This is a genomic window from Rhodoferax sp. (genome assembly GCF_044236835.1).
Classification (GTDB): Bacteria; Pseudomonadota; Gammaproteobacteria; order Burkholderiales; family Burkholderiaceae_C; genus Allorhodoferax.
Genome location: NZ_JBIIGC010000004.1, coordinates 70,396 through 95,471, shown reverse-complemented (window position 1 = coordinate 95,471; position 25,076 = coordinate 70,396). Strand labels below are relative to the sequence as shown.

The window sequence follows — 25,076 nt, the reverse complement described above, 5'->3', positions numbered from 1 at the left end:
CAACCGTTGAACGCAACCAACCGTACCGCAGAGGCACTCATGGCAAAAGACTTCTCCAAGATGGAGGACAGCAACCGCTCCTCCAACCCCAGCATTCATGACGTATCCGGACCCTCACGCCGCACGGTGCTGCGCGGCAGTCTGGGCGCCCTGACCAGTGGCTTGCTGGCTCCCTTGAGCGCTGTGGGCGGTGCGGCAGCACTGACAGCTTGCGCATCCAATGGCATGTCGGGCGGCCCGCTGCTGGGCTTCAAGAGCGTTCCTGTGTCAACTGCCGACATGATCGTCGTGCCAGAAGGCTACACCGCACAAGTGCTTGCGCCCTGGGGTGACCCGGCCGGCCTGTCTGGCGAAAACCACGCCTTCAAGGACGACGGCAGCAACACCGCCGCCCAGCAAGAAACCCAGATTGGCATGCACCACGACGGCATGCACTTTTTCTCGCAAGACGGCTCCAAGAGCGGCCTGCTGGTGATCAACCACGAATACACTGACGAAGGCTTGCTGTTCACCGACGGCATGGCCACCTGGACACTTGAGAAAGTGCGCAAGGCCCAAGCAGCCCATGGCGTGTCGGTGCTGGAAATCGAAGACAAAGGCGGCAAGTGGGAAGTGGTCAAGCCCTCCCCCTGGGCACGTCGCATCACCGCCAACACCCCGTGCGAAGTGACCGGCCCAGCAGCCGGTCACCCCCTGATGCAAACCGCCGCTGACAAAGCCGGCCGCCGTGTGTTGGGCACGCTCAACAACTGCGCCAGCGGCATTACCCCCTGGGGCACCTACCTGACGGCGGAAGAAAACTTCATCAACTACTTCAGCGGTGGCGACACCCCGAGCGACCATGAGAAGCGCTGGGGCCTGCGCAAGGGCGGCGCCGGCGGCTACCGCTGGCACGAGCATGATGCGCGCTTTGACGCGGTCAAAAACCCCAACGAGCCAAACCGCTTTGGATGGATCGTTGAAATCGACCCCTTCAACCCCAGCTCCACCCCCGCCAAGCGCACCGCCTTGGGCCGCGGCGCCCACGAGGGTGCGACGGTTGCCATGACCAAAGACGGCCGCGCCGTGGTGTACATGGGCGAAGACGCCCGCTTTGAGTACATCTACAAGTTCGTCAGCCGCGACACCATGAAACCAGGTGGCGCCACCGCCAACGCCACCCTGCTCGACCATGGCACCTTGTTTGTGGCCAAGTTCAACTCCGACGGCAAAGGCCAGTGGATTGCCCTGACCCACGGCCAAGGCCCGCTGACCGCTGCCAACGGCTTTGCCGACCAGGGTGAAGTCCTGATCAAGTCGCGCCAGGCCAGCGACCTGTTGGGCGCCACCAAAATGGACCGCCCCGAGTGGATCGACGTGGACAAGCAAGGCTGGGTCTACACCACCCTGACCAACAACAGCAACCGCGGTGGCGACAAGCAGCCCGCAGTGGACGCTGCCAATCCCCGCGCCAACAACACCATGGGCAACATCATCCGCTGGAAGGAAGATGGCGACTTCAACGGCACCACTTTCGTGTGGAACCACTTTGTGTTGGCCGGTGACCCCAGCTTGGAGCGCGCCGACGCGAAGGGCAACGTCAAGGGCGACATGTTTGCCTGCCCGGACGGCCTGTGGACCGACGCACGTGGCGTGCTGTGGATTCAGACTGACATGTCCACCTCGGCCATGGGCAAGGGCGACCTCAAGAACCTGGGCAACAACATGATGCTGGCTGCCGATCCACGCACCGGCGAAATTCGCCGCTTCCTGACCGGCCCGTCCGGAGGCGAAATCACCGGCGCCACCGGCACGCCTGACGGCAAAACCATGTTCATCAACGTGCAGCACCCCGGCGAGAGCCCCACCGAGCGCAGCGATCCCAAGGCGCCCGGTGCCATCTCCAACTGGCCTGACAAAAAGCCCGGCGGCCGCCCCCGCTCGGCCACGGTGGTGATTCGCAAGAAGGACGGCGGCGTCATCGGCACCTAAGCAAAGCCAGATAGTTCAGCCTCAGAAGACCACGCCTTGGCGTGGTCTTTTTTTTGCCTTTTTTTGTGCATTTTTTCCCTGCGGCCAAGCCTAGAATGTCCATAACGACATAGGGGTTGATATGCGCACCAACTTGCCAATTACGCAACACGAGTACGACTACCCTGCAGACAAGATGCTGGTGTCCATGACTGACACCAAAGGCGTCATCACCCACTGCAACCACGCGTTTGTCGAGGTCAGCGGCTTCACCTACGACGAGCTGATCGGACAAAACCACAACCTGGTGCGCCACCCCGACATGCCGCCGCAGGCCTACAAAGACATGTGGGCCACCATCGGCCGCGGCCACCCCTGGACGGGCATGGTGAAAAACCGCCGCAAGAACGGTGACCACTACTGGGTTCAAGCCAATGTCACACCGACCTTGAAAAACGGCAAACCTACAGGCTATATGTCGGTGCGCATCAAGCCCAGCCGCCAAGACGTTGCCACCGCCGAAGCGCTGTACGCCCAAATGCGCGCCAGCACCGACGGTGCCAAGTGCCCCTTTGAGTTGCAGGGTGGCGAGGTGCACTACCGCGGACTGCGTGGCCTCGCGGGGCGTTGGGCACGCATGGCCCTGGGAACGCGCCTGGGCCTGGCCCTGGGCGGCATGATTTTGCTGGGCATGGCGCCGCCGCTTGCATTGGGCCAGACATCGGTCACCGACGCGGTGGTGCAACTGGTGGCATTGCTGGTAGGCGCGGGTGCGGTGCTGGTCTGGTTTCAATCGCGGGTGGTCGGTGCCCTCACCCAGGCGCAGGGGTTTGCGGACGCGCTAGCGGGCTGCAATCTGGGCTCCAGCGTACAAACAAACTACCCGCCGCCGTTAGGACCACTGCTCAAGAGCCTGCGCCAAATCCAGGTCAATTTGCAGGCAGTGGTGGGCGATGTACGCCAAGAGATCAGCAGCTTCACCCGCTCGGCGGCGGAGATCGCCTCAGGCGGCCTGGACTTGTCAGCCCGCACCGAGTCACAGGCCAGCAGCTTGGAAGAGACTGCGGCGTCCATGGAGCAGCTCGCCAGCACCGTACGCCAAACCGCTGACACCGCGGCGCAGGTCGCCGAGAAAAGCACCGAGAGCAACGACATCGTCAACGACGGTGGCTCGGCCGTCCACAAAGTGGGCGAGGCCATGCGGGCGATCGATGTGTCATCCAGTAAGGTGCGCGAAATCATTGGGGTGATCGAGGGTATTGCGTTCCAGACCAACATACTCGCACTGAACGCCGCAGTCGAGGCAGCGCGCGCCGGTGAGCAAGGCCGGGGCTTTGCGGTGGTGGCCTCCGAGGTGCGCGCCCTGGCCCAGCGCAGCGCGGTGGCGGCCAAGGAGATCCGCGAACTCATTGCCGAATCTGCCAATCACATCGCCTCGGGCACGCAGCAGATGCACACAGCGACCCAAACCATTGACCGGGTGGTCGTCACGGTCCGTGAGGTCAGCGAGCTCATCCAACTCATCACCAGCGCCACCAAAGAGCAGGCCACCGGCATCGCCCAGGTCAACGAGGCGGTGACCCAACTCGATGCAGTCACCCAGCAAAACGCGGCCTTGGTGGAAGAGTCGGCGGCCTCGTCCAACGAACTCAACGGCAGCGCAGCCACGCTGGCGCGCTCGGTTCAAGTGTTCCAACTTCCGTAGTGTCCGAACTTGGCGCGGCGGGCAAGCGCTGCCACTGGCAAGCGCATGTGAAAGCTGAAGCTCGCGAAAGTTCCGCCTTCAGCAGGGTGTCGCATGTCGGTTCTTGTGCTGCCGAGTTCTCAAGGCACCGGGGTGAGTTTGGCCACGCTCAGGGCCAGCCACTTGGTGCCATGGCGGGCAAAACTGATCTGTGCCCTGGCATCATCGCCCGCGCCCTCGAGGGTGAGGACGGTGCCCTCGCCAAACTTGCCGTGAAAGACCTTTTGCCGGACCTGCAAGCCGTGGCTTGAAGCGTCCTTGCGCGGCACCGGCGCGTCAGCGCTTCGTTGACTGGGCGAGGCGCTGTCGCCCTGCCCCACCCGCGCGCTGTTGTATGCGCTGCTTGCGCCGCCATAGCTGTACCCACTGCCATGGCTAGCGCCACTTCTTCCATAGCCGCCGCTGCCATACCCCCCATCGTCGCTCCACGCCCGCCCGGCGCCACCCAGTGCATAGGCTGAGGTAGCGGGTTGGCGCTTGGGTGTGAGCCATTTGAGGCAAACCTCGGGCAATTCGTCAAAAAAACGGCTCTTGAGGTTGAAGCGGGTTTGCCCGTGCAGCATGCGGGTCTGCGAGTGCGACAAGTACAGGCGCGCCCGCGCCCGGGTGATGGCCACGTACATCAGTCGCCGCTCTTCCTCCAACCCATCGCGGTCACTCATGGCGTTCTCGTGCGGGAACAAGCCCTCTTCCATGCCGGTGATGAACACGCAATCGAATTCCAGGCCCTTGGCGGAGTGCACCGTCATCAGCTGGATGGCGTCCTGGCCAGCTTGCGCCATGTTGTCGCCCGCCTCCAGCGCGGCGTGGGCCAAAAAGGCGGCCAAGGGGCTAGGGGTTTCGCCGGTTTCGCCGGGTGCTTCCAGGTTGTCTTCATACGCACGTGTGGACGCATCCGCCACCAGATCCAAAGAACCCAGGCCCTGGCTGGCGGGGCTCTGAGTAAGTTCAGCTTCCAATCCGGACGCGTCGCGGCCAAAGCCCTCTTGCATGACAAAGCTTTCGGCGGCATTGACCAACTCTTCCAGGTTTTCCACCCGGTCGGCGCCTTCGCGCTCGGTGCGGTAGTGCTCCAGCAAACCACTCTCGCTGATTACCAACGAAACAATGGTGCGCAGGTTCAATCCTATGGTTTGCTCGCGCAGCACATCGATCTTGGCGACAAAGCCCGCGATGGCGGCTCCAGCGCGCCCGCTGAGCGCGCTGACTGCGTGGTGCAAAGAGCAACCCGAGGCTTTGGCGAGGTCTTGCAACTGTTCGGTGCTGCGCGCGCCGATACCGCGGGCTGGAAAATTGACCACACGCATGAAGCTGGTGTCGTCGTTGGGGTTCTCCAGCAGGCGCAAGTACGCCAGCGCATGCTTGATTTCAGCGCGCTCGAAAAAGCGCAAACCGCCGTACACACGGTAGGGAATGGCCGCATTGAACAGCGCCGTCTCGATCACCCGGCTTTGCGCGTTGGAGCGGTACAGCACGGCAATTTCCTTGCGTTCCACACCGTCGCGCACGAGCTGGCGCATCTCGTCGACCATCCATTGCGCCTCTGAGAAATCGCTGGGCGCCTCGTACACCCGCACCGGCTCGCCAGGCCCCTGCTCGGTGCGCAGGTTCTTGCCCAGGCGGCGGCTGTTGTGGCCAATCAGCGCGTTGGCCGCATCCAGGATGTTGCTGTAGCTGCGGTAGTTTTGCTCCAGCTTGATCTGGTGCTGCACCGCGAACTCGCGCACAAAGTCGGCCATATTGCCCACACGCGCGCCACGAAACGCGTAAATGCTCTGGTCGTCGTCGCCCACGGCCAGCACCGCACCGCCTGTGTGGTGGTCCTCGCCCTCCACGCCCTTGCCTGCCAGCATCTTGATCCAGGCGTACTGCAGCTTGTTGGTGTCCTGGAACTCGTCAATCAGGATGTGCCGAAAGCGCCGCTGGTAGTGCTCGCGGATGGGTGCGTTGTCGCGCAGCAGCTCGTAGGAGCGCAGCATCAGCTCACCAAAATCCACGACGCCCTCGCGTTGGCATTGCTCTTCGTAGAGCTGGTAGATCTCGACCTTTTTTTGTGTCAAGGCATCGCGCACTGGCACCGCTGCGGGGCGCATGCCGTCTTCCTTGCAGCCGGCGATGAACCACTGCAACTCTTTGGGTGGAAAGCGCTCGTCGTCGATGGCGTACTGCTTGCACAAGCGCTTGATGGCCGACAACTGGTCTTGCATATCCAGAATCTGGAAGGTCAAAGGCAAATTAGCCGCCTTGCAGTGCGTGCGCAAAAAGCGGTTGCACAGCCCGTGGAAAGTGCCTATCCACATGGCGCGCACGTTGACTGGCAGCATGCCCGAGAGCCGCGTCATCATCTCCTTGGCGGCCTTGTTAGTGAACGTCACCGCCATGATGCCGCCCGGCGTGGCCAGGCCTTGGTGCAGCAACCAGGCAATGCGGGTAGTCAGCACGCGGGTTTTGCCCGAACCGGCGCCTGCCAGAATCAGCGCATGCTCGGCCGGCAGGGTGACAGCGCTGCGCTGCTCTGCGTTGAGCGTGGCCAGCAAGGGCGACGGCGCATCGCCAGGCGCATCCGTGAAAAGGAACATGCGGCGATTGTAGGAACAGTGCGTAAAATCAATCACCGGGCCCAAGCATGTGCAGCCCGGTATTTTTTTGCCGGCTCCACTCCAAGCGCCCCGTACCGATTGAACTTGATGGAGCTTGGGCGATGGAAATTTTTGACTACGACAACATCCTGCTGCTGCCACGCAAATGCCGCGTGGAAAGCCGCTCGGAATGCGACGCCAGCGTGGAACTCGGAAGTCGGCGCTTTCGCCTGCCGGTGGTGCCCGCCAATATGAAGACCGTGGTGGACGAATCCATCTGTATCTGGCTGGCGCAGAGTGGCTACTTTTACGTGATGCACCGCTTTGACCTGGACAACGTCCAGTTCACCAAAGACATGCGCGCCAAGGGCCTGTACGCATCAATCTCGCTGGGCGTCAAAAAGCCGGACTACGCAACGGTAGACCAGCTGGTAGCTGAAGGTTTAACGCCCGAATACATCACCATCGACATCGCCCACGGCCATGCCGATAGCGTGAAAAACATGATCGGCTACCTCAAAGAAAAATTGCCCGGCAGCTTCGTCATCGCCGGCAATGTGGGCACGCCCGAGGCGGTCATTGATCTAGAAAACTGGGGCGCTGACGCGACCAAAGTGGGTATCGGCCCAGGCAAGGTTTGCATCACCAAACTGAAGACAGGTTTTGGCACGGGTGGCTGGCAGCTTAGTGCGCTCAAGTGGTGCGCGCGGGTGGCCACCAAACCCATCATCGCCGACGGTGGCATCCGCGACCACGGCGACATCGCCAAGAGCGTTCGCTTTGGCGCCTCGATGGTGATGATCGGCTCGCTCTTTGCGGGCCACGAGGAGTCACCGGGCCAGACCGTCGAGGTCGACGGCAAGCTATTCAAGGAGTACTACGGCTCGGCCAGTGACTTCAACAAAGGCGAGTACAAGCACGTGGAAGGCAAGCGCATTCTGGAGGCGATCAAGGGCAAGCTGGCCGACACCCTGATCGAGATGGAGCAAGACGTACAAAGCTCGATCAGCTACGCCGGTGGCAAAAAACTGATGGACATCCGCAAGGTCAACTACGTCACGCTGGGCGGCGACAACGCGGGCGAGCATTTGCTGATGTGAAGCGGGCCGTGGGGGCCACCGCCTATCCGGCGGTGCCACCCTACAGCGCCCACGTATGGAGGTGAAAACTCCCCCGAAGAGAACACACTCCCAAGAAAAAGGCGGACCGGGTTAAACACCCGGTCCGCCTTTTTTGTCAGTGCCGCGCGGCACTTCGCAAAGGCTTAGTCCGCGTTGCGCACTGGACGCTTTTTAGCGTCGCGGGGCACAAACACCTTGCCACCGTTGCCGGGCTTGGCGAAGCCAGCCGGCTTGCCGAATGCGGGCTTGCGTGCAGCAAAGTCGCCGCGAGGCGCCGCAGCATCACCACGCGGTGCAAAGCCAGCACGAGGAGCAAAGTCGCCGCGCGGTGCGCCGAAGTCAGCGCGCGGCGCACGGGCATCGCCTCGCGCTGCGCCTTGGCCAGCGAAACGGTCGTTGAAGCCGCCCTTGCGCTCGTAGCTAAAGCCTTCGCGGGCCGCACCGCTGTAGTCCCGGCTGCCACCTTCGGGCTTGCCGGCAAAGCCACGGTTGCCACCGCCAAATCCGCCTTCGCGTGGGCCACCAAACTTGCGGTCGCGCGAATGGAACTCGCTAGAGCGTCCACGGCCAGCAAAACCCGCACGCTCTTGCGGCGCGCGCATCTGGGGTTCCAAGCCGGGGATCACGTCTACCTTGAGGGGCTGGCGGCTGTAGGCTTCGATGTCGAAAATCTTGCGGCGGTCGCGCATCTCGGCAAAGGTCACTGCCAGGCCGTCGCGACCAGCGCGGCCGGTGCGGCCAATGCGGTGGGTGTAGTCCTCGGCCTTCATGGGCAAGCCAAAGTTGAAAACGTGGCTGATAGTGGGCACATCGATGCCTCGGGCGGCGACGTCGGTGGCAACCAAGATTTGCACCTGTCCTTGGCGCAATGCCATGAGGCGGCGGTTGCGCAGGCCCTGGCTGAGGGCACCGTGCAAAGCCACTGCCGAGAAACCGTCTTGCTGCAGGTCGTTGGCCAGACCGTCGCACTCGATTTGGGTGCTGGCAAACACAATGGCTTGATTGATACTGGTGTCGCGCAGCCAGTGGTCGAGCAGCTTGCGCTTGTGCTGTGCGTTGTCCGCCCAAAACAGCACTTGCTGAATGTTGACGTGCTTTTCCTGCGGATTGTCGATGGTCACGCGCTGGGGCTCGCGCATGACGCGGGCAGCGAGTTGCTGGATGCGCGGCGCGAAGGTGGCACTGAACATCATGGTCTGCTTGCGGGAGATGGTGAGCTGGTTGATCTCGGCCAGATCGTCCGAGAAGCCCAGATCGAGCATGCGGTCGGCCTCGTCGACTACCAGGAACTGCACTTGGTCGAGCTTGATCTGCATGGAGCGCTGCAAGTCCAGCAAGCGCCCTGGCGTGGCCACCACCAAATTGGCGTTTTGCAGCTTGGCAATTTGCAGCTGGTACGGCATGCCGCCCACGATGTTGGCAATACGCAGGCCACGGCAATGTTGCACCAGGTCAATTGCGTCGTGCGCCACTTGCTGCGCGAGTTCGCGGGTGGGGCAGACGATCAGGGCGCCCGGCGTTGCAGCCTTGAAGTTGCGGGGGTTGGTGGGGTCTTTGCGCTTGGCGCGCTTGGGTGGTGCCTCGCCCTTGGCCACCGCATCGGCCACCGATTGCTCGTACTCGGCGCGCTCAGCGGCTTCGGCAGCGGCTTGCTGTGCCAACAGCGTGTGCAGCACCGGCAACAAGAACGCGGCGGTTTTGCCGCTTCCAGTCTGGCTGGAGACCATCAGGTCCACAAACTTGGTGGTTTTCAAGTCGGTGCCCACGGCGGCCATCGCCATGGGAATGGCCTTGGACTGCACGGTGGTGGGCTGGGTGTAACCCAGGTCTTTGCAAGCGCGTACCAGCTCGGGTGCGAGGCCCATGGTGACGAAACCGTTGGGGGCTTCGGGCGCTTGGGGGCCATCGGGCACCTCGCTCGCGTCGGCCGCACTCGACCCCTGGAGTGTGGCGGCGGCGGCGGCGGAAGAACCCGCATCAGTTGCGGCGGCTGGCGCTACAAAGGTCCCGTCTGAAGTCGTGGAAAAGTGGTCGGCAGGCGCAGTATCGCCAGCCGCATCGAATGCGTCAGTCATATTTTTTCTCACACGCGAGCGCCGCAAAAGCGGGTGCTCCGTCAATGGTTAAAAAACATCAACCATCAAACGGAGCCGGCGCTGACCCGTCAAGGGTGTACTCAGCGCGTGGGGCCCATGTAGCCGGGCCCGGTGAATGAAGGGAGATGTGGAACAACGCTGCGGATGACAGCGAAGCCAGCGAGTATCGCACGAATCCGGGTTTGTACTTAGGCTATGCGCAAAAAATTACGGCGGTAGTGGTCCAGTTCGTCAATGGACTCGTGCACATCGGCCAATGCGGTGTGGCGCTGCTGCTTTTTGAACGCTGCATGCACTTGCGGGCTCCAACGTTTGGCCAACTCCTTGAGGGTACTGACGTCGAGGTTGCGGTAATGGAAAAACGCCTCCAAGCGGGGCATGTACTTGACCAAAAAGCGCCGGTCCTGTCCGATGGTATTGCCGCACATCGGCGATCCGTTGGCAGACACGTAGCGACTGATGAAAGCAATCAAAGCCTCTTCTGCCTGCACCTCTGTGGTGGTGGATTCCTTGACCCGATCTGTGAGGCCGCTCTTGCCGTGGGTGCCCTTATTCCAGGCGTCCATCTGGTCAAGCAGAGCGTCACTTTGGTGCACCACGAATACCGGGCCCTCCACGCGCACACTGAGGTCGGAGCTGGTGACCACGACGGCAATCTCGATGATGCGGTCGCGCTCTGGATCCAGTCCAGTCATTTCGCAGTCCAGCCAGACTAGGTTGGTGTCGGATTTGGGCAGCAGGGGTTGGGTATCAGCCATCAGCGCATTGTCACCGATGGCCTAAACTCCCCGCCCATGCAGGAACTGTTGCCCGTGAATTACTCCACCACCCTTTCAATTGGATTTGCCCTTGCCCTGTGCGCCAGCGTCGTGCTGAAGTTCTGGCTTGCCAGCCGCCAAATGCGGCACGTGGCCGCGCACCGCGACGCAGTCCCTGCTGCTTTTGCGCAGCACATTTCGCTCGCTGCCCACCAGCGCGCTGCCGACTACACCATCGCGCAGTCCCGCTTGTCCGTGCTGGAGCTAGCCTGGGGCGCGGCGGTGTTACTGGGCTGGACCTTGCTAGGCGGCCTGCACTTGCTCAACCGCCAACTGCTGCAGTGGATGGACCCCGGGCTTGCGCAACAGGTGGCTGTGATGGTCGGCTTTTTTGTGGTCGGCTCGGCGCTGGATCTACCCTTTGCGCTGTACCGCACCTTCGTACTCGAACAGCGTTTTGGCTTCAACAAGACCACGCCCAGGCTGTGGCTGCAAGATTTCGCCAAATCCACCGTTTTGGGCTTGGTCATTGGCCTGCCCTTGGTCACCCTGATCGTGTGGATGATGGGCTCACTGGGCGCATCCTGGTGGCTGTGGACTTGGTGCGTATGGGTGGCATTCAACCTGCTGTTGTTGTGGGTCTACCCCAGTTGGATCGCGCCGTGGTTCAACCAATTCAAGCCGCTGGACAACCCGTCGCTGCAGCAGCGGGTGGATGCGCTGATGCAGCGTTGCGGCTTTCGCTCCCAAGGCTTTTATGTGATGGACGGCAGCAAGCGCAGCGCCCACGCCAACGCCTACTTCACCGGCTTTGGCAACTCCAAGCGGGTGGTGTTTTACGACACATTGCTGGCCCAGCTGTCCGAGGCGGAAGTCGATGCGGTGCTGGCACACGAGCTGGGGCACTTCAAGCACCGGCATGTGCCCAAGCGGATGCTGTCCATGTTTGGGCTGAGCCTGGTGGGTTTTGCGCTGCTGGGTTGGTTAGCCCAACAGGTCTGGTTCTACACCGGTCTGGGGGTGTTGCCCAATATGGATGGCGGCAACAGCGCGCTGGCGCTCGTGCTGTTCATGCTGGTGCTACCGCTGCTGAGCACCTTTGTTGCGCCGCTGCTTGCGCAGTTCTCGCGCCAGCACGAGTTCGAAGCCGACGCTTACGCTGTCCAGCAAGCCAATGGAGTAGACCTGGCCAACGCCTTGCTCAAGCTCTACCAAGACAACGCGTCCACCCTTACCCCCGACCCGGTGTATGTGCGGTTTTACTACTCGCACCCGCCTGCCTCGGAGCGGCTGGGCCGCATGCGCAGCATGGCAGCGGGGGGCTGAGTCATGGTTCAACCGACCTCAGCGATGGGCAATGCGCGGCCACCCGCCGCGCTGACAGCCACCCAAGTGATTGCCGGTTTGGCCAGCTTGGATGGTTGGAAGCTGTTTGGCGATGGCGCAGACGTCGCCATCGAAAAAACCTTCCAGTTCAAGAACTTTTTGCGCACCCTGTCTTTTGTCAATGCAGTGGCCTACTTGGCCGAACGCCATGACCACCATCCCGAACTGTTGGTGCAGTACAGCAGCTGCAGCGTGCGCTGGCGCACCCACGACGTCCAGGGCATCTCGACCTTGGACCTGCAATGCGCGGCGCTGGTGGACGCGCTGGCGGCGCCACCGCCCTCTCCTTAAGCAGCCCCTCTGTGGCCAGTATGCCTCTCCAAACCGGCCGCGTTGTTGCAAGCCACGGCCGCCATGTTTGGATAGAAACCCCAGAGGGGCGCCGCCTCATCTGCCATGCCCGAGGAAAAAAAAGCCAGACAGTAGTGGGCGATGTGGTGTGGTGGCAAGCCAGCGAAGACGAGGGCACCATCGAACAGGTGCAGCCGCGGCGCAACCTGCTGTACCGGCAGGACGAAGTACGCACCAAATCGTTTGCAGCCAACCTGGACCAAGTACTGGTCGTCTTAGCCGCCGAGCCCGAGTTCTCCGAGTCGCAACTTGCGCGCGCGCTGATTGCGGCGCAGGCCGAAAAAATTGCACCAGTCATTGCATTGAACAAGAGTGACTTGGCCGGACCTTTTGCGCGCGCCTGGGAGCGCCTGGGCCCCTACCGCGACATGGGCTACACCGTGGTGCCGCTGGCTCTCAAACCGCGCGACCCCGGCTCAGCGACTACCGAGGTACAAGGTCTGATAGACATCATGCAGGGGAAAACGACGCTGGTTCTGGGCCCATCCGGTGCGGGCAAAAGCACCTTGATCAACCGGATGTGCCCCGATGCCCAGGCACTGACCAACGAGATATCGACCGCCCTGCAATCGGGACGGCACACCACCACCAGCACCCGCTGGTACTGGGTGGATGCGGCCAAAACTACGTCGGTGATTGACTCGCCAGGTTTTCAGGAGTTTGGCTTGCACCACATCGAGCCCAAGCACTTGGCAGGACTGATGCCGGACCTGCAAGCACACGCGGACCACTGCAAGTTCTACAACTGCACCCATTTGCACGAGCCCGGTTGCGGCGTGTTGGCAGCGCTGAGTGCACCAGGATTGAGCGGCGCCATCAGCCGCCAGCGGCACAAAATTTACAGCGATTTGTTTGCGGAGCTTTCACAGTCCCGGTACTGAGCCTCGCTAGCCCACCAAGCGCGCCACGGACAAAAGCGCAAGCAGCACCATCCACATCACCACGGTGCGCCACACCAAGCCCACCACCGCACGCAGGTGCATCGGCTGGGGTGTTTGGCCGGTGCTTTCATTGCTTTGGGGACCCAGCTTCACGTTCACCGCACCGGCCGTGGCAGCAGTGACCACCAGGTCGTTGTCGCCAGGGAATTTAGCAACCTGCTGGCGCCAACTGTCTACTGCTTCCTCAAAGCTGCCAGCGCAGGCGAAACCCAAACCGGTCAAGCGCGCCGGCAGCCAGTCAATCACATACCAGGCGCGGTTGGCACAGGCCTGCAAAGGCGCGCTGATGGGCACGCTGGTAGCACGCAATGGCCGGTTGGCGTAGCGCACCAAATACTCCGCAACGCGGTAAACCACCGCGCCTGCCGGCCCTAAGCCCAAAGCCGCCAGAACCGAGTACCACGCCAACACGCCAAAAACATGGCGGTGCGCAGACAGCACCGAGTGCTCAATGACGTGGCGCACGATTTCGCTGCGGGGCAGCTCACTGGCATCGATGCGCATCCATTGGGCCAGCAGGGTGCGTGCCTGCGCCTCATCGCCCAAGTAGAGCGCGTCGCGGATTTGCGTGAAGTGGTGGCTGAACTGCCGAAAACCCAAGGTGACATACAAAATCGCCACGTTCCAAACCGCAGCAGCCACCCAACCCAAGGTGGACGACACGGCCCAGTGCACTGCCCAGACCAGCAGCGCCGGTACCAACACGGCAATCGACCAGGTCAGCCAACCGTGATGCACCTGGCCGGCATCGAAACTGCTGACCACCCAGCGCACCCAACCGCGGTTCGTGTTGTGGACTGGATTGACCTGGCCCAAGGGCCGGGCCTGTTCCAGCAGCAAGGCAATGAGAATCGATACAAAGCTCATGCAAGCATCATACCGACGCCCTACAGCACCAGGCGGCTAGGCCTGCACAAAGCGGTAAAGGTTGCGTAGCATGCCGGCGGTGGCGCCCCAGATGAAGCGTTGGGTGCCGCCGTCTTGGTAGGGCATCGACAACCAGCCGCGTTGCTCGCCCTCCCAGTCCATCACATGGTGGTGGTGGTTGGCCGGGTCCATCAGGTGGCGCAGCGGTACTTCGAATACATCGGCCACCTCATGGGGGTTGGGCACAATAGAAAAGCCTGGACGCACCAAGGCCACGACCGGCGTAACCACAAACGCGCTACCGGTCGTGTAGATGGGCAGGCAACCCATCACTTCTAAAAACTGCGGCTCCAGGCCCACCTCCTCGCGCGCCTCGCGCAATGCGGTGGCTACCGCATCTGCGTCGCTGGGGTCTACCTTGCCGCCGGGGAAGGCGACCTGGCCCGAATGGCTGGATAAGCCGGTGGTGCGCAGGGTCAACAGCACCGACAGCTCGTCGCGCTGAACCAAGGGAATGAGCACTGCCGCAGCGGCCAAGGCGCCACCAGAGAACCGAGCCTCGGTGCGCACCTCGGGATCCCATATGGGTGGCTCGGCAAAGCGTTGGCGCAGCGCACTGGGCTGCAGCCGACTTGCGTCGACAGGCGCGAGGTGCGTGTCGGTAGCGACCACCGGCACCAAAGTAGGATCAAAAACGGCCATGGAACAATGAAAAAACCGCCGCAGCTTAGGCTGGGGCGGTTCAGGATGGTGGGCGCTGGCCGCGCTGTTAGACGCCGGCCTTCTTGCCTGGCAGCTTTTCTTTGATACGCGCCGACTTACCGCTGCGGTCACGCAGGTAGTAGAGCTTGGCACGGCGCACGTCGCCACGGCGCTTGACTTCGATGCTGGCGATCAAGGGGCTGTACGTTTGGAACGTACGCTCCACGCCTTCGCCGCTGGAGATCTTGCGCACGATGAAGCCGCTGTTGAGACCGCGGTTGCGCTTGGCAATGACCACACCCTCATAGGCTTGGACCCGCTTGCGCGTGCCTTCGATCACACTGACGTTGACCACGACGGTGTCGCCGGGTGCAAACTCCGGAATATTCTTTCCGATGCGAGCAATTTCTTCTTGCTCAAGGGTTTGGATGAGGTTCATGGTTTCCTTCGTGATCTTGGCCGCGCCGCGCCCGGGATTGGGCGCAACAGGTTGCATGTTGCGGGCCTGCACTGGCCAGCCAGAGGATCGGTGAGTCCAGCATTATAGCCAGAGCGTTGCCCGCCTCCCCTGGACGGCCGTGCGAAGCGTTGAGTCCTATGGAGCCAAGTGTCCCTGGGCACCCAGCCACCGCTGCAGATGCTCCACCACACCGCGGGCAAACTGCGCAAACACCGGCTCGGTGACAAATCCCAGGTGCGGTGTGAGCAGCACGTTGGGCAGGCTGCGCAAGGGCGCGTCGTGCGGCAGCGGTTCGGTATCGAACACGTCCAGGGCGGCAAAGGCCGGACGGCCTGCGCGCAGTGCATCAACCAGCGCGTTAGTATCGACCAGGGCCGAGCGCGAGGTGTTGACCAGCAGGCTGTCTGGCCGCATGGTGGCCAGCCGCTCGGCGTTGATCAGTTGGCGGGTGGCAGCCGATGGCACCAAATGCAAGCTCACCACCGCCGACTTGGCCAACAGATGTTCGAGGCTGACCGACTGCACACCGTGCGCAGAGGCACGCTCGGCCGTCATGTTGGGACTCCAGGTGACGACGTGCATGCCCAGGGCCAACCCCACTTTGGCCACCCGGGAACCAATTTCGCCCAAGCCCACCAAGCCCAAGGTCTCGCCGTGCAAGACACCAGCGAGCGGCTGCGCCTGCGCACTGCGCCATTGGCCGCTGCGCAGCATCGCCGTCTGCTGCTCAATCTGGCGCTTGGCCGCCAGGATCAGCGCCCAGGTCATTTCACAGGTGCTGTCTTTGGATGGACCCCACTGCGTATGGTCCACCGGGATGTTGCGCGCCGCCAGAGCGTCTTGGTCGAGCGTCGTGTTGCGCGTGCCGGTGAACACCAAGTAACGCAGCCGCGGCAACTGCGCCAGCAGCTCGGCCGAAAACGGCGTGCGGTCGCGCACCAGCACCACCACGTCCGCACCACGCAGCGCCTCCACCAAGGGCGCGTCCTGCAAAGGCTGGCTGTGCACCGTGACATCGGCTACCGCGTCGATAGCGGACCAATCGCCCAAGCGGCGCAAGGCCTGCTCGGCGTCGCCCAGCACCACGATGTGCGGGCGCAGGCCGGTTGCAGCGCGCGCGCTCATGCGGCTGGCCTGGCCAAGCCAACAACAGTTTGCACACTGGCAGCACCGCCCAATGCCCAGCACGCGGACACCAGCGACTGGGTTTGCGCGCCGCCCAGCACCGGGTCGGCCAGGCCGTGGAACTTGGCTTCCAGCAGGGCATCGGTCATCGGGTTTTGCAGGGAGCCAATCGCATGCTCAACAAACACATGCACGGTGCTGCCATCGGTCAGTGTGGCGGTCACATCGACGCTGGCCTCGGCAATCGAGTCGTCCACGGTGGCGACCACCTTGCGGCGCAGCGCCACCATGTCTTCGCGGTTGACAATGGCGTCGGCAAACTCTTCTTCGGCGGCGCAGCCAAAGGTCAAGCCCGCCGCGCAGCCGTGGTACACGCTGAACTTGGCCTGCAGGCCGTCGGCGGGCTCCTTTTTGCCAGTGAGTTCCAGCACAAGCGAATGCACCCGCAGGTCGATACGCTGCACCTGCTCGGGACGGACACCGCGCGCGCGCAGCTGGCTGCATGCGTCGATGCTGGGATGAATCACGATGCCGCAGGCAAACGGCTTGTAGGTGTTGAACGCGATCTCAAAGCGCTCACCCAATTGGTCGCTGATTTCGCGCCAATCGTTTTTGGTGGAGACGGTTTGCATCATGCCGCGCGGGGCCTCCAGCGCCCTGGGGCTGGCGGTGAAGCCTTGTTGGGCCAACAAAGCCGACATCAGACCGGCGCGGGCCGCAGCGCCGGGGTGGAAAGGCTTGGTCATGGTGCCAAACTGCTCACGCACGCCGATGGGTTGCGAGGCCGCGATGCCCAGCGCCATGGCCGTCTGGTGGGCATTGAGCCGCAAGAGGCGCGCACAGGCGGCGGCTGCACCCAAGGTGCCGGTGGAACCGGTGATATGCCAACCCCGGTCGTAGTGATCGGGGTACATCGCATTGCCCACACGGCAGGCTACATCAATGCCCAAGACCAGAGCGTCGATCAACTCGCGCCCGCTGCGCTGCTGGTGCTCTGCCAGGGCCAGCGCAGCCGAGGCCACGGGACCTGCCGGGTGGATGATGGTTTTGAGGTGGGTGTCGTCAAAGTCAAAAGTGTGCGAGGTGATGCCGTTAACCAACGCCGCGCTGGCCATGTCCACCCGGGTGGAACGGCCCAGCACACTGGCCTGGGGCGCGGGTTGCAGCAGTTGCACCGCTGCCAGGGCTGCGTCCGCAGATTCATGCTGCGCTGCGCCCACGGCACAACCCAGCCAGTTGAAAAAGGTGCGGTGCGCTTCGTGCTCGACCGCCTCACTCCAGCCCTTGGACGGGTGGTTGGCAACGAAGTTCGCCAATGTTTGCGTGACAGGCGGTGCGTTGTGGTCGGCTGCGACCTGGGTATTGCGGGCCATCGGATCAGCTTTCGAGTTCGATGTTGCGGGCCTTGGCAAGTGCGGTCCAGCGCACGATTTCCGCCTTGATGAAGGCGGCAAACTGCTCAGGTGCCATGGTCATGGGTTCAATGGCTTCGATCGAGAGCTTCTCCCGCAGGTCCGGACTTTTGAGGACGGTAGCCAGAGTTTCGTTGAGCTGGCGCACGATGGGTGCAGGCATGCCGGCCGGGCCTACGACGCCGTACCACTGCTGCGCATCAAAACCTTTGAAGCCGGACTCATCGAGCGTGGGGATGTCCCTGTACTGCGGGTGGCGCGCCAGCCCAGTCACCGCCAGCGGTCGCACCCGGCCCGACTTGATATGGGGCACTGCGGCGGCCAGACCCGGGAACATGGCTTGCGTCTGACCACCAATCAGATCGGTAAAAGCAGGCGCCACGCCCCGGTAGGGAATGTGGACCATGAACGAGTCGATCTGCTGCTTGAACAGCTCCATCGTCAGGTGCGTGAGCGACCCCTGCCCTGCCGAGCCGTAGCTCAGACGCGCCGGGTTCCTTTTGACGTAGTCCACAAACTCCTTGAGATTGCGCACCGGCAAGGAGGCGTTGACCACCAGCACATTGGGCGTGGCTCCGATCATGCCGATGGCGGTGAAGTCCTTCACTGGGTCATAAGGCACTTTGCGGGTGGCCGGGCTGGTGCCATGGGTGGCGACGTAGCCTTGCAACAAGGTGTAACCGTCGGGCGCAGCGCGTGCGGTAGCCTGGCAGGCAATCACACCCCCGCCTCCGGCTTGGTTGTCCACCACAAAGTTTTGTCTTAGAAGCGCGCTCCAACGTTCGGTCACGGTGCGGCCCACCATGTCACTGCCACCACCAGCGGCCACCGGCACGATGTAGCGAATGGGCTTATTGGGGTAAGCGGTCTGGGCGCCGGCCAGGGACGGCATCAGGCCCAGGGCGGAAGCAGCTTGCAGTAGGTTGCGACGTTTCATGGTGGGGTCTCCGGTTGAATTGACTTTTGTGAAATGGACTTTTGCAATCGTGCCAGTGCCGCCTCCACGTGGGCGGCCATGCGCGCCTCGGTGTTCGGCGCATCGCCTTGGCGCAGCGACTTGACGATGGCGATGTGCTCGGCAATCGATGCCTTTTTGCCACCATCGTCGGACAAGTTTTTGAGCCGCGAGATGTGCAGCTTTTGCACGATGCCGCGGTAGACCTCGGCCATCTGGGGGTTGCCTGCGGCCTCCACGATGGCCCAATGAAAGCGCAGGTTCTCGGCGTAGTAGCGCTTGGTGTCAGCAGATTGCAGCGCGGACTTCATCGCGGCCGTGGCGCCATCGAGCACGCCAATGAGCGCATCGCGTGCGGCCTTGGGCAGCATGGCAGCCACTCGCCCGGCAAATCCGTCGAGCAGCGCGCGCAGCTGGTACAGGTCACGCACCTCCGAGGCACTGAGCTGGCGGACGAACACCCCAGCGTGCTTGCGCGAGACGACCACCCCTGAACTCTCCAACTCGCGCAGCGCCTCGCGCACCGGCACCCGTGACACTTTGAGTCGCCCCGCCACATCGGGTTCGTTGATGCGCTGGCCCGGCGCCAGGGCACCATCCAAGATGGCCGCGAGCACATCGTCACGCACCAGCTTGGCCAGCGATGTGGTGCGCAGGCTGTGCAACTGCTCGGCGGGGTGTTCGGTGGGCCAGGGGAACATGGGGCGGGACGTGGAGATCGTTGACTCGTTGGTATTACGTATATCGTATACGAAACACATCGAAATTAGGGCTCTGCAGTTGCCTGCATTTGAGCCACCTAGTTAGGGCTGAGAAAGTCCTAAAGCGCGTGCGACACCAGCTTGAAGTCCGGGTCTTCCGCATACGCTTTGACGGTAAACCCCAGGCCGCGCATCAGTTTGAGCATGGCGCTGTTGCCGGTGAGCACCAAGCCTTCGATTTCAGACAGGCCTTTTTCGCGCGCCACTTCCATGATGCTTTCCATCAACCTCGAACCCAGGCCTTGCCCGTTGAAGTCGTCCGCCACCACCAGTGCAAACTCGCAGCTGGCGCGGTCGGGGTTGGTGACGTAGCGAGACACGCCCACGATGCGCTCGGTCTCTTCGATATTGCCTTGTGGGTCGGACACGCGCTCCTTTACCACCGCCACCAGCGCCATCTCACGGTCGTAGTCGATCAAGGTAAAGCGCGCCAGCAAGGGCGGCGGCAACTCGGCCATGGACGAGACGAAGCGAAAGTAGCGGCTTTGCGGTGACAGTTCGCGCACCAGGCGCTTGAGCATCTCGGCGTCGTCGGGGTGGATGGGGCGGATGGTGTATTCACCGCCTCGTCGCAAGGGCAGCTCTTGCTCGTAGCGGGCTGGGTAAGGCAGGATGGAGAGGTGGTTGTAGTGGCTGGCCAAGCCGCTGCTGGCCTGGGGCGCACTGTCGATGACGATGCGCGCGTCCACAGCCACCACGCCGCTCTCGTCCACGATGATGGGGTTGATGTCCATCTCGCGCAGCTGGGGTAGTTCGCACACCATTTCCGACACGCGCAGCAGCACCTGCTCCAACGCCTCGATGCGTACCGCGCTGGCGCCGCGCCATGCGCCCAGAGTTTCGGCGACGCGCGAGCGGTCAATCAAACGACGCCCCAGAAACTGGTTCAATGGCGGCAGTTCCATCGCGCGGTCGTTGAACAGTTCGATCATGGAGCCACCAGCGCCAAACACAATGACCGGGCCAAACGGCTCGTCGGTAACCAGTCCCACGTAAATCTCGCGGCCACGCCGGGCGTTGGCCATTTTCTGCACGGTGACGCCGCTGATGGTCGCGTCGGGCTGCAAGCGCTTGACCCGTTCGACCATGTCGTTGTAGTTGTCGCGGGCGCTGGCGGCATTCGTGATGTTGAGCGCAACGCCCATGACATCACTTTTGTGGCTGATGTCGGGCGACGCGATCTTGAGTGCCACCGGAAAGCCCAGTTGCGCGGCCACCATCATGGCCTCATTGGCACTGCGCGCAAGGATGGTGTTAGTCACCGGAATGTGGAAACACGACAGCAAGGTCTTGCTTTCCATCTCGGTGAGCACCTTGCGCCGCTCCGCCAACACCGTCTCGATGACCAAGCGCGCGCCCTCGATGTCGGGCTTGGCCAAGGCGCTTAAGGGCGGTGGCGTCTGCTGCAAAAGGCGCTGGTTTTGGTAGAAGGTCGCGATGTTGCCAAAGGCCCCCACCGCCGCCTCGGGCGTGCGAAACGTGGGGATCGCCGCCTGGTTGAACACAGCGCGGGCGGCGGCGACAGTGGCGTCTCCCATCCAGCAGGTGAGCAAGGGCTTGACCATGGTCGTCTTCACTTGGACCACCGCCTGGGCCACCGCTGTGGCCGATGTGCCGGACTTGGGAGAAAACAGCACCAGAACACCATCCACCGTGCGATCTTTGTCAGCGGCTTCAGTGGCTGCGCGGTAGTGCTCGGGCGTGGCCTCTTCCGACAGATCCACCAGGTCAGTGCAGGTCGCCAGCGAGGCAAGCAAGGGCGTGAGGCGCTTCACGGTCTCAGCCGATAGCTGGCCCAATTGCAAACCGATGTGGTTGAGCGCATCGGCCGCCAGCACGCCAGGACCACCGCCGTTGGTAATCACGGCCAGGCGCTGTCCGACCGGCCGGTAACTGGACGCCAGGCATTTGGCCGCCGAGAACAGCTCCACAAACGAGCCGACCCTCACCGCACCGGCACGGCGAAGGGCAGCGTCGAACACATCGTCGCTGCCCACAATGGCGCCGCTGTGGGTTTGCGCCGCCGCGTTGCCGGCGGGTTTGCGCCCGGACTTGAGCACGATCACCGGCTTGGCATTGGCAGCACTGCGCAGCGCGCTCATGAACTGGCGCGCGTTGGCAATGCCCTCCAGGTACACCAAAATGCTTTGGGTGTTGCCGTCATTGGCCAAGTAATCCAGCACCTGGGCAATGTCCACCGCCGTGTTGGCCCCCAAAGACACCACCGTTGAAAAACCCACGGCGTTGCTGTGCGCCCAATCCAGCATCGCGGTGGTCAAAGCGCCCGACTGTGACACCAAGGCCAGCGTACCTTGGGCTGCAAGCGGCCCCAGCGTGCTGGCGTTAAGCCCTAGGCGCGGGTTTTGCAGGCCCATGGAATTGGGGCCCAGCAGCAACACGTTCTCGCGTTTGGCAATTTTCTTAAGCTGCGCAGCGGGTTCCGCACCAATGCCGCTGGAGACGATCAGCGCGCATCGGCAGGCCATGCGCCCGGCAATCTCCAGCGCGTCGGCTACCAAGTGCGGGGCCAAGGCGATGATGGCCAGGTCAGCGCGGCTTTGTGCCAGATCAGCCAGGGTGCCAGTGGTGTGGATGTCTAGGAACGCCAGCGTGCCCTGGAAGCTTTGCGCCTTCAGCGCCGCATGAACTTGGCGTGCCTGCACACTTCGACCCTGCGGTTTATCGGCGTTGCCGGCGAAAACCACGATCGACTGCGGCGAAAACAAGGGTGTGAGGTAGTGTTTGTCCATGGTGTTCGGTGGTAGGTGGCCTCCATCAGCACAAGACCACGCCTAGAGGTGGTCCATGCCTCATTCCGGTGCCACCTGCAAGGCCTCCAGAAAGCGCGACACCATGTTGTAAGCAGCAATCACGCCTGCCAGTTCCACTTGGCTTTGCGGCGTGGGCAAGGCCGCCTGGATCTGGGAAAAGCAGGCGTCGCTGACCTGCACATGGCGGGTCATGGCGATGGTGAGCGTCAGAGTGGCGCGCTCGGCGGCGTCAAACAGTGCGCTGTCTTGGGCGGCGGCGTCTACATCGGCCAATCGGTCCAATTGGGCCTGGGTGCCACCCGCTTGCAGCAGCTCGGGCGCGTGCTGCACCCACTCGTAGTCTGCGCGGTTGAGCACCGCCACCGCGCAGATTGCGAGTTCGCGCAACTTGGGGTCCAGCGACAGGCTGGTGCGCACCGCGCCCATGAAGGTGTTCCAGCCCACGGCATAGGCTGGGCTGTTGAGCAACATGCGGTCCAGGTTCAGCAGCGTGCCACCACGGCGCTTGCGAATGGCAGCCACCACATCGTCGGGCGCGAGTTGCTCGTCAGGCACGCGGGGGATGCGGGAAACAACGGGAGTAGGCTGGGTCATGGCGCGGGCTCAGGTGGTGAGGTCGAGGTGGGACAAGGGTACGCCAACGCAGATTCTCAATCGGCAAAGGCCCGCGCTCTGTGCGCTGGTAGCGATTCTCTACCCTCCTTGTGTCAGATCTCTGTATCCGCTGTGCGCAAATCATGCCTTGGAACCAGCTGCGTGTAGCACGCTGCCAAAGGCCCGCACCCTTGGAAGCCAGCGATCGGTAGCCCGTCAAACCGCGGCCGAAACCCTGGGATTTAGACGACCACCTCTAAGTTGCTGCAATGCAACAAAAAACCACTTGCCAAGCTTGGCGAACACGCTAACATCGCGGACATGCTGCACTGCAACATAATCTGTTCAAGCGGTGCACCAAGTCGTTCTTTCAACCCTTAGGAGCATCACATGACCACACTCAATATCGACAACCTCTTGGCCGCCAACAAAGCTGCACTGGCCGAAGCGCAAACCCTGGCCGCTACCGCAATGGCCGGCTTTGAGAAGCTGGTGGAACTGAATATGGCCGCCACCAAGTCGGTGGTGTTCGACAGCAGCGCCGACCTGATGTCGGTGTTTGCCGCCAAGACCCCCGCCGACGCCCTGGCGGTGCAGGCCGCCTGGGTCAAGCCCCTGGCAGAGCGCTCGGTGGCGTACAGCCGCTCGGTCTACGCCATCGCCAGCGAAACCGGCGCCGCTCTGACCGAAGCAGTCGAGGCAAAGACCGCGCAAAGCCAAAAAGCCATGGTCTCCACCCTGGACGACATGGCCAAGAACGCACCCGCTGGCAGCGAGTCCGTGGTGGCCGTGATCAAGACCGCTGTGGCCGCCGGCCAGCACGCAGTCGAATCCGCCAAGACCGCCACCAAGAAAGCCGTTGAACTGGCTGAAAAGCAAGCCGCCACCGTGGTGGACACCGCTTTGAACTCGGTCAAAGCACCGGCGCGCCGCAAGTAAGCGCACGCCATGCTGGCGCGCCACTTCCCGTGGCGCGCCAGTAAATCTTTGGGGACATCGCATAATTCCGTCCACCGCGCAGGCTCCTGCGCCGCACTGGAAACTACCGAATGAGCGACACCCCTACCCCCCTTCCCCCATCGCCCCCCACACTACCCGACCGCCTGTCGGTGGACCCACGTAGCCCGCACCATATAGCGGCGGTCTTTGAGAACGAGATTGGCATCCGCCTCAACGGCAAGGAGCGCAACGACGTGGAGGAGTATTGCATCAGCGAAGGCTGGATCAAGGTACCAGCGGGCAAAACACGGGACCGCAACGGGCGCCCATTGCTGATCAAGATAAAGGGCGCTGTCGAGGCCTTCTACCGCTGACCTAGGACGCCTTCGGTTCGGCGCTATGGACGCTGCTCACACCATTCGGGATGCAATCGCGAGAGTAACGGCGCTGCGCGCCCAAGCGCAGAATTCGCCCGCCTTGGGCCAGGCGCTGCGTGCCGTGAAGCAATTGCAAGCACAGCGATTTGCCGGCACCTACACCGACCTGCTGGACCAAGGCCCTTACGGCGCGGCGACGCAGTTTTTTCTGAGCGAGTTGTATGGCGCGCACGACTTTGCCGAGCGCGACGCGCAGTTCGCCCGCATCGCGGACGCTTTGCAAACCCTGTTCCCAAAGCAGGTGGTCGCCACTGCCACGACGCTGGCCCAGTTGCATGTGCTCACCGAAGAGTTGGACTGTGCGCTGGCCCGAGCCTGGATGGAGCAGCCGCTGGAGTTCGACACGCCGCAGGCGCTGCGCTACGTGCGCGCGTGGCGCCAGATGGCAGCCTCTGCCCAGCGGGCCCGCCAGTTGCAAATGGTGGTGCAAACCGGCAAAGAACTGGAGCGCCTGACCCGCTTGCCCGGCCTGCGGCTCATGCTCAAACTCATGCGCAAACCGGCGCTGGCGTCGGGCTTGGGCAACTTGCAACGTTTTCTAGAATCGGGCTTCGATACCTTTGCCGACTTGGCACAGCAACCCGATGGCGTTGCCACGTTTTTGGCCTGGGTACAGCAGCGCGAAACAGGGTGGATGGACTGGTTCGACGGTGCCGACGAAGATGCATGCGTATCCCGGCTAGCGGCCTGCCTAGCGCAGGGCACATCCCCACACAGCGGGTGATGACGGCTTAATCGAAGATGTCGCTCAACCAGGACTTGGGCTTGCGGTAGCCATAGGGGCTGCGCCGTTTGAAGTCAGAGTCTTCAAAGTCGGGATGGCGGGTGGCCTGTGGGTAATGCTGCTGGGGCGGCTGGGTGGGTGGCGCAGCTCGCTGTGGCGCAGTTTGGGCGCCGCGCTCGATGATTTTGTCAAGCTCGCCGCGGTCCAGCCATACGCCGCGGCACTGGGGGCAGTAATCAATCTCTATTCCCTGGCGGTCGGTCATCACCAAGGTCGCATCCGGGCAGGTGGGGCATTTCATCGTGGCACTCCTGTAAATGTGGCCCATGGTAGGGTCCCCTGCGGGACGCTACACCCGAGGGCTGCAAGAGCCTTTGTGCCCATGGGGATTCAGGCGGTGGAC

22 protein-coding genes are annotated in these 25,076 nt (G+C 62.7%); 9 read left to right on the top strand and 13 right to left on the bottom strand.

Annotation, left to right across the window (positions count from 1 at the left end):
• The first annotated feature begins 39 nt into the window (after positions 1-39).
• Together ACILRC_RS04575 and ACILRC_RS04570 are read left to right on the top strand one after the other, a co-directional pair.
• On the top strand, positions 40-1,971 hold the full coding sequence (locus ACILRC_RS04575) for a PhoX family protein (RefSeq protein WP_395668171.1): 1,932 nt from the start codon (positions 40-42) through the stop codon (positions 1,969-1,971).
• A 121-nt stretch (positions 1,972-2,092) separates the two neighbouring features.
• Positions 2,093-3,655, top strand: coding sequence for a methyl-accepting chemotaxis protein (locus tag ACILRC_RS04570; RefSeq protein WP_395668170.1), 1,563 nt, complete (start codon positions 2,093-2,095; stop codon positions 3,653-3,655).
• A 119-nt stretch (positions 3,656-3,774) separates the two neighbouring features.
• Here ACILRC_RS04570 and ACILRC_RS04565 read toward each other — a convergent pair whose 3' ends face one another.
• On the bottom strand, positions 3,775-6,273 hold the full coding sequence (locus ACILRC_RS04565; protein ID WP_395668169.1) for a UvrD-helicase domain-containing protein: 2,499 nt from the start codon (positions 6,271-6,273) through the stop codon (positions 3,775-3,777).
• Positions 6,274-6,395: 122 nt separating this feature from the next.
• Here ACILRC_RS04565 and ACILRC_RS04560 point away from each other — a divergent pair, with 122 nt between their 5' ends.
• Positions 6,396-7,373, top strand: coding sequence for a GMP reductase (locus tag ACILRC_RS04560; RefSeq protein ID WP_395668168.1), 978 nt, complete (start codon positions 6,396-6,398; stop codon positions 7,371-7,373).
• Between the two features lie 164 nt (positions 7,374-7,537).
• Here the strand turns inward: ACILRC_RS04560 and ACILRC_RS04555 are convergent, their stop codons facing one another.
• Both ACILRC_RS04555 and orn read right to left on the bottom strand, forming a co-directional pair.
• Positions 7,538-9,469: a DEAD/DEAH box helicase gene (locus tag ACILRC_RS04555; RefSeq protein WP_395668167.1), complete on the bottom strand. Its 1,932-nt coding sequence runs from the start codon at positions 9,467-9,469 to the stop codon at positions 7,538-7,540.
• A gap of 209 nt (positions 9,470-9,678) precedes the next feature.
• A complete protein-coding gene (gene orn / locus ACILRC_RS04550; protein WP_395668166.1) occupies positions 9,679-10,248 on the bottom strand; it encodes an oligoribonuclease in 570 nt (189 codons plus the stop codon).
• Positions 10,249-10,284: 36 nt separating this feature from the next.
• Here orn and ACILRC_RS04545 point away from each other — a divergent pair, with 36 nt between their 5' ends.
• The 3 genes from ACILRC_RS04545 to rsgA are packed head-to-tail and all read left to right on the top strand — an operon-like array spanning position 10,285 to position 12,866.
• Complete coding sequence (locus ACILRC_RS04545; RefSeq protein WP_395668165.1) at positions 10,285-11,574, top strand: M48 family metallopeptidase; 1,290 nt, start codon at positions 10,285-10,287, stop codon at positions 11,572-11,574.
• A 3-nt stretch (positions 11,575-11,577) separates the two neighbouring features.
• A complete protein-coding gene (locus tag ACILRC_RS04540; RefSeq protein ID WP_395668164.1) occupies positions 11,578-11,925 on the top strand; it encodes a 4a-hydroxytetrahydrobiopterin dehydratase in 348 nt (115 codons plus the stop codon).
• Between the two features lie 20 nt (positions 11,926-11,945).
• Positions 11,946-12,866 carry a ribosome small subunit-dependent GTPase A gene (rsgA, locus tag ACILRC_RS04535; RefSeq protein ID WP_395668163.1) on the top strand — a complete coding sequence of 307 codons (921 nt, stop codon included), beginning with the start codon at positions 11,946-11,948 and terminating at the stop codon, positions 12,864-12,866.
• 6 nt (positions 12,867-12,872) lie between these two features.
• Here the strand turns inward: rsgA and ACILRC_RS04530 are convergent, their stop codons facing one another.
• The 9 genes from ACILRC_RS04530 to ACILRC_RS04490 form a co-directional block, all read right to left on the bottom strand.
• Positions 12,873-13,793, bottom strand: a complete 921-nt coding sequence (locus ACILRC_RS04530; protein ID WP_395668162.1) for a CobD/CbiB family protein — start codon at positions 13,791-13,793, stop codon at positions 12,873-12,875.
• Positions 13,794-13,829: 36 nt separating this feature from the next.
• Complete coding sequence (locus tag ACILRC_RS04525) at positions 13,830-14,495, bottom strand: CoA pyrophosphatase (RefSeq protein ID WP_395668161.1); 666 nt, start codon at positions 14,493-14,495, stop codon at positions 13,830-13,832.
• Between the two features lie 67 nt (positions 14,496-14,562).
• The gene (gene rplS / locus ACILRC_RS04520) at positions 14,563-14,934 is read right to left on the bottom strand and encodes a 50S ribosomal protein L19 (RefSeq protein ID WP_395668243.1); all 372 of its coding nucleotides are present in this window, start codon (positions 14,932-14,934) and stop codon (positions 14,563-14,565) included.
• Positions 14,935-15,090: 156 nt separating this feature from the next.
• Positions 15,091-16,080: a D-2-hydroxyacid dehydrogenase family protein gene (locus ACILRC_RS04515; protein WP_395668160.1), complete on the bottom strand. Its 990-nt coding sequence runs from the start codon at positions 16,078-16,080 to the stop codon at positions 15,091-15,093.
• Positions 16,077-17,453: an MmgE/PrpD family protein gene (locus ACILRC_RS04510; protein ID WP_395668159.1), complete on the bottom strand. Its 1,377-nt coding sequence runs from the start codon at positions 17,451-17,453 to the stop codon at positions 16,077-16,079. The genes ACILRC_RS04515 and ACILRC_RS04510 overlap by 4 nt, the downstream gene beginning before the upstream one ends.
• 4 nt (positions 17,454-17,457) lie before the next feature.
• A complete protein-coding gene (locus ACILRC_RS04505; protein WP_395668158.1) occupies positions 17,458-18,429 on the bottom strand; it encodes a Bug family tripartite tricarboxylate transporter substrate binding protein in 972 nt (323 codons plus the stop codon).
• Positions 18,426-19,148, bottom strand: a complete 723-nt coding sequence (locus ACILRC_RS04500) for a GntR family transcriptional regulator (RefSeq protein WP_395668157.1) — start codon at positions 19,146-19,148, stop codon at positions 18,426-18,428. The genes ACILRC_RS04505 and ACILRC_RS04500 overlap by 4 nt, the downstream gene beginning before the upstream one ends.
• A 119-nt stretch (positions 19,149-19,267) precedes the next feature.
• The gene (locus ACILRC_RS04495) at positions 19,268-21,958 is read right to left on the bottom strand and encodes a GNAT family N-acetyltransferase (RefSeq protein ID WP_395668156.1); all 2,691 of its coding nucleotides are present in this window, start codon (positions 21,956-21,958) and stop codon (positions 19,268-19,270) included.
• Between the two features lie 60 nt (positions 21,959-22,018).
• On the bottom strand, positions 22,019-22,573 hold the full coding sequence (locus ACILRC_RS04490; protein WP_395668155.1) for a carboxymuconolactone decarboxylase family protein: 555 nt from the start codon (positions 22,571-22,573) through the stop codon (positions 22,019-22,021).
• Positions 22,574-22,963: 390 nt separating this feature from the next.
• On the opposite strand from ACILRC_RS04490, the gene phaP reads away from it, so the two are divergent.
• The 3 genes from phaP to ACILRC_RS04475 all read left to right on the top strand — a co-directional run bounded on the left by phaP (position 22,964) and on the right by ACILRC_RS04475 (position 24,673).
• Positions 22,964-23,512: a TIGR01841 family phasin gene (phaP, locus tag ACILRC_RS04485; protein ID WP_395668154.1), complete on the top strand. Its 549-nt coding sequence runs from the start codon at positions 22,964-22,966 to the stop codon at positions 23,510-23,512.
• A gap of 110 nt (positions 23,513-23,622) precedes the next feature.
• Entirely contained in the window at positions 23,623-23,886 is a 264-nt protein-coding gene (locus tag ACILRC_RS04480) for a DUF3297 family protein (RefSeq protein ID WP_395668153.1), read from the top strand.
• 25 nt (positions 23,887-23,911) lie between these two features.
• A complete protein-coding gene (locus ACILRC_RS04475; RefSeq protein WP_395668152.1) occupies positions 23,912-24,673 on the top strand; it encodes an FFLEELY motif protein in 762 nt (253 codons plus the stop codon).
• A gap of 7 nt (positions 24,674-24,680) precedes the next feature.
• Here ACILRC_RS04475 and ACILRC_RS04470 read toward each other — a convergent pair whose 3' ends face one another.
• Positions 24,681-24,974, bottom strand: coding sequence for a zf-TFIIB domain-containing protein (locus tag ACILRC_RS04470; RefSeq protein WP_395668151.1), 294 nt, complete (start codon positions 24,972-24,974; stop codon positions 24,681-24,683).
• Positions 24,975-25,076: the final 102 nt, after the last annotated feature.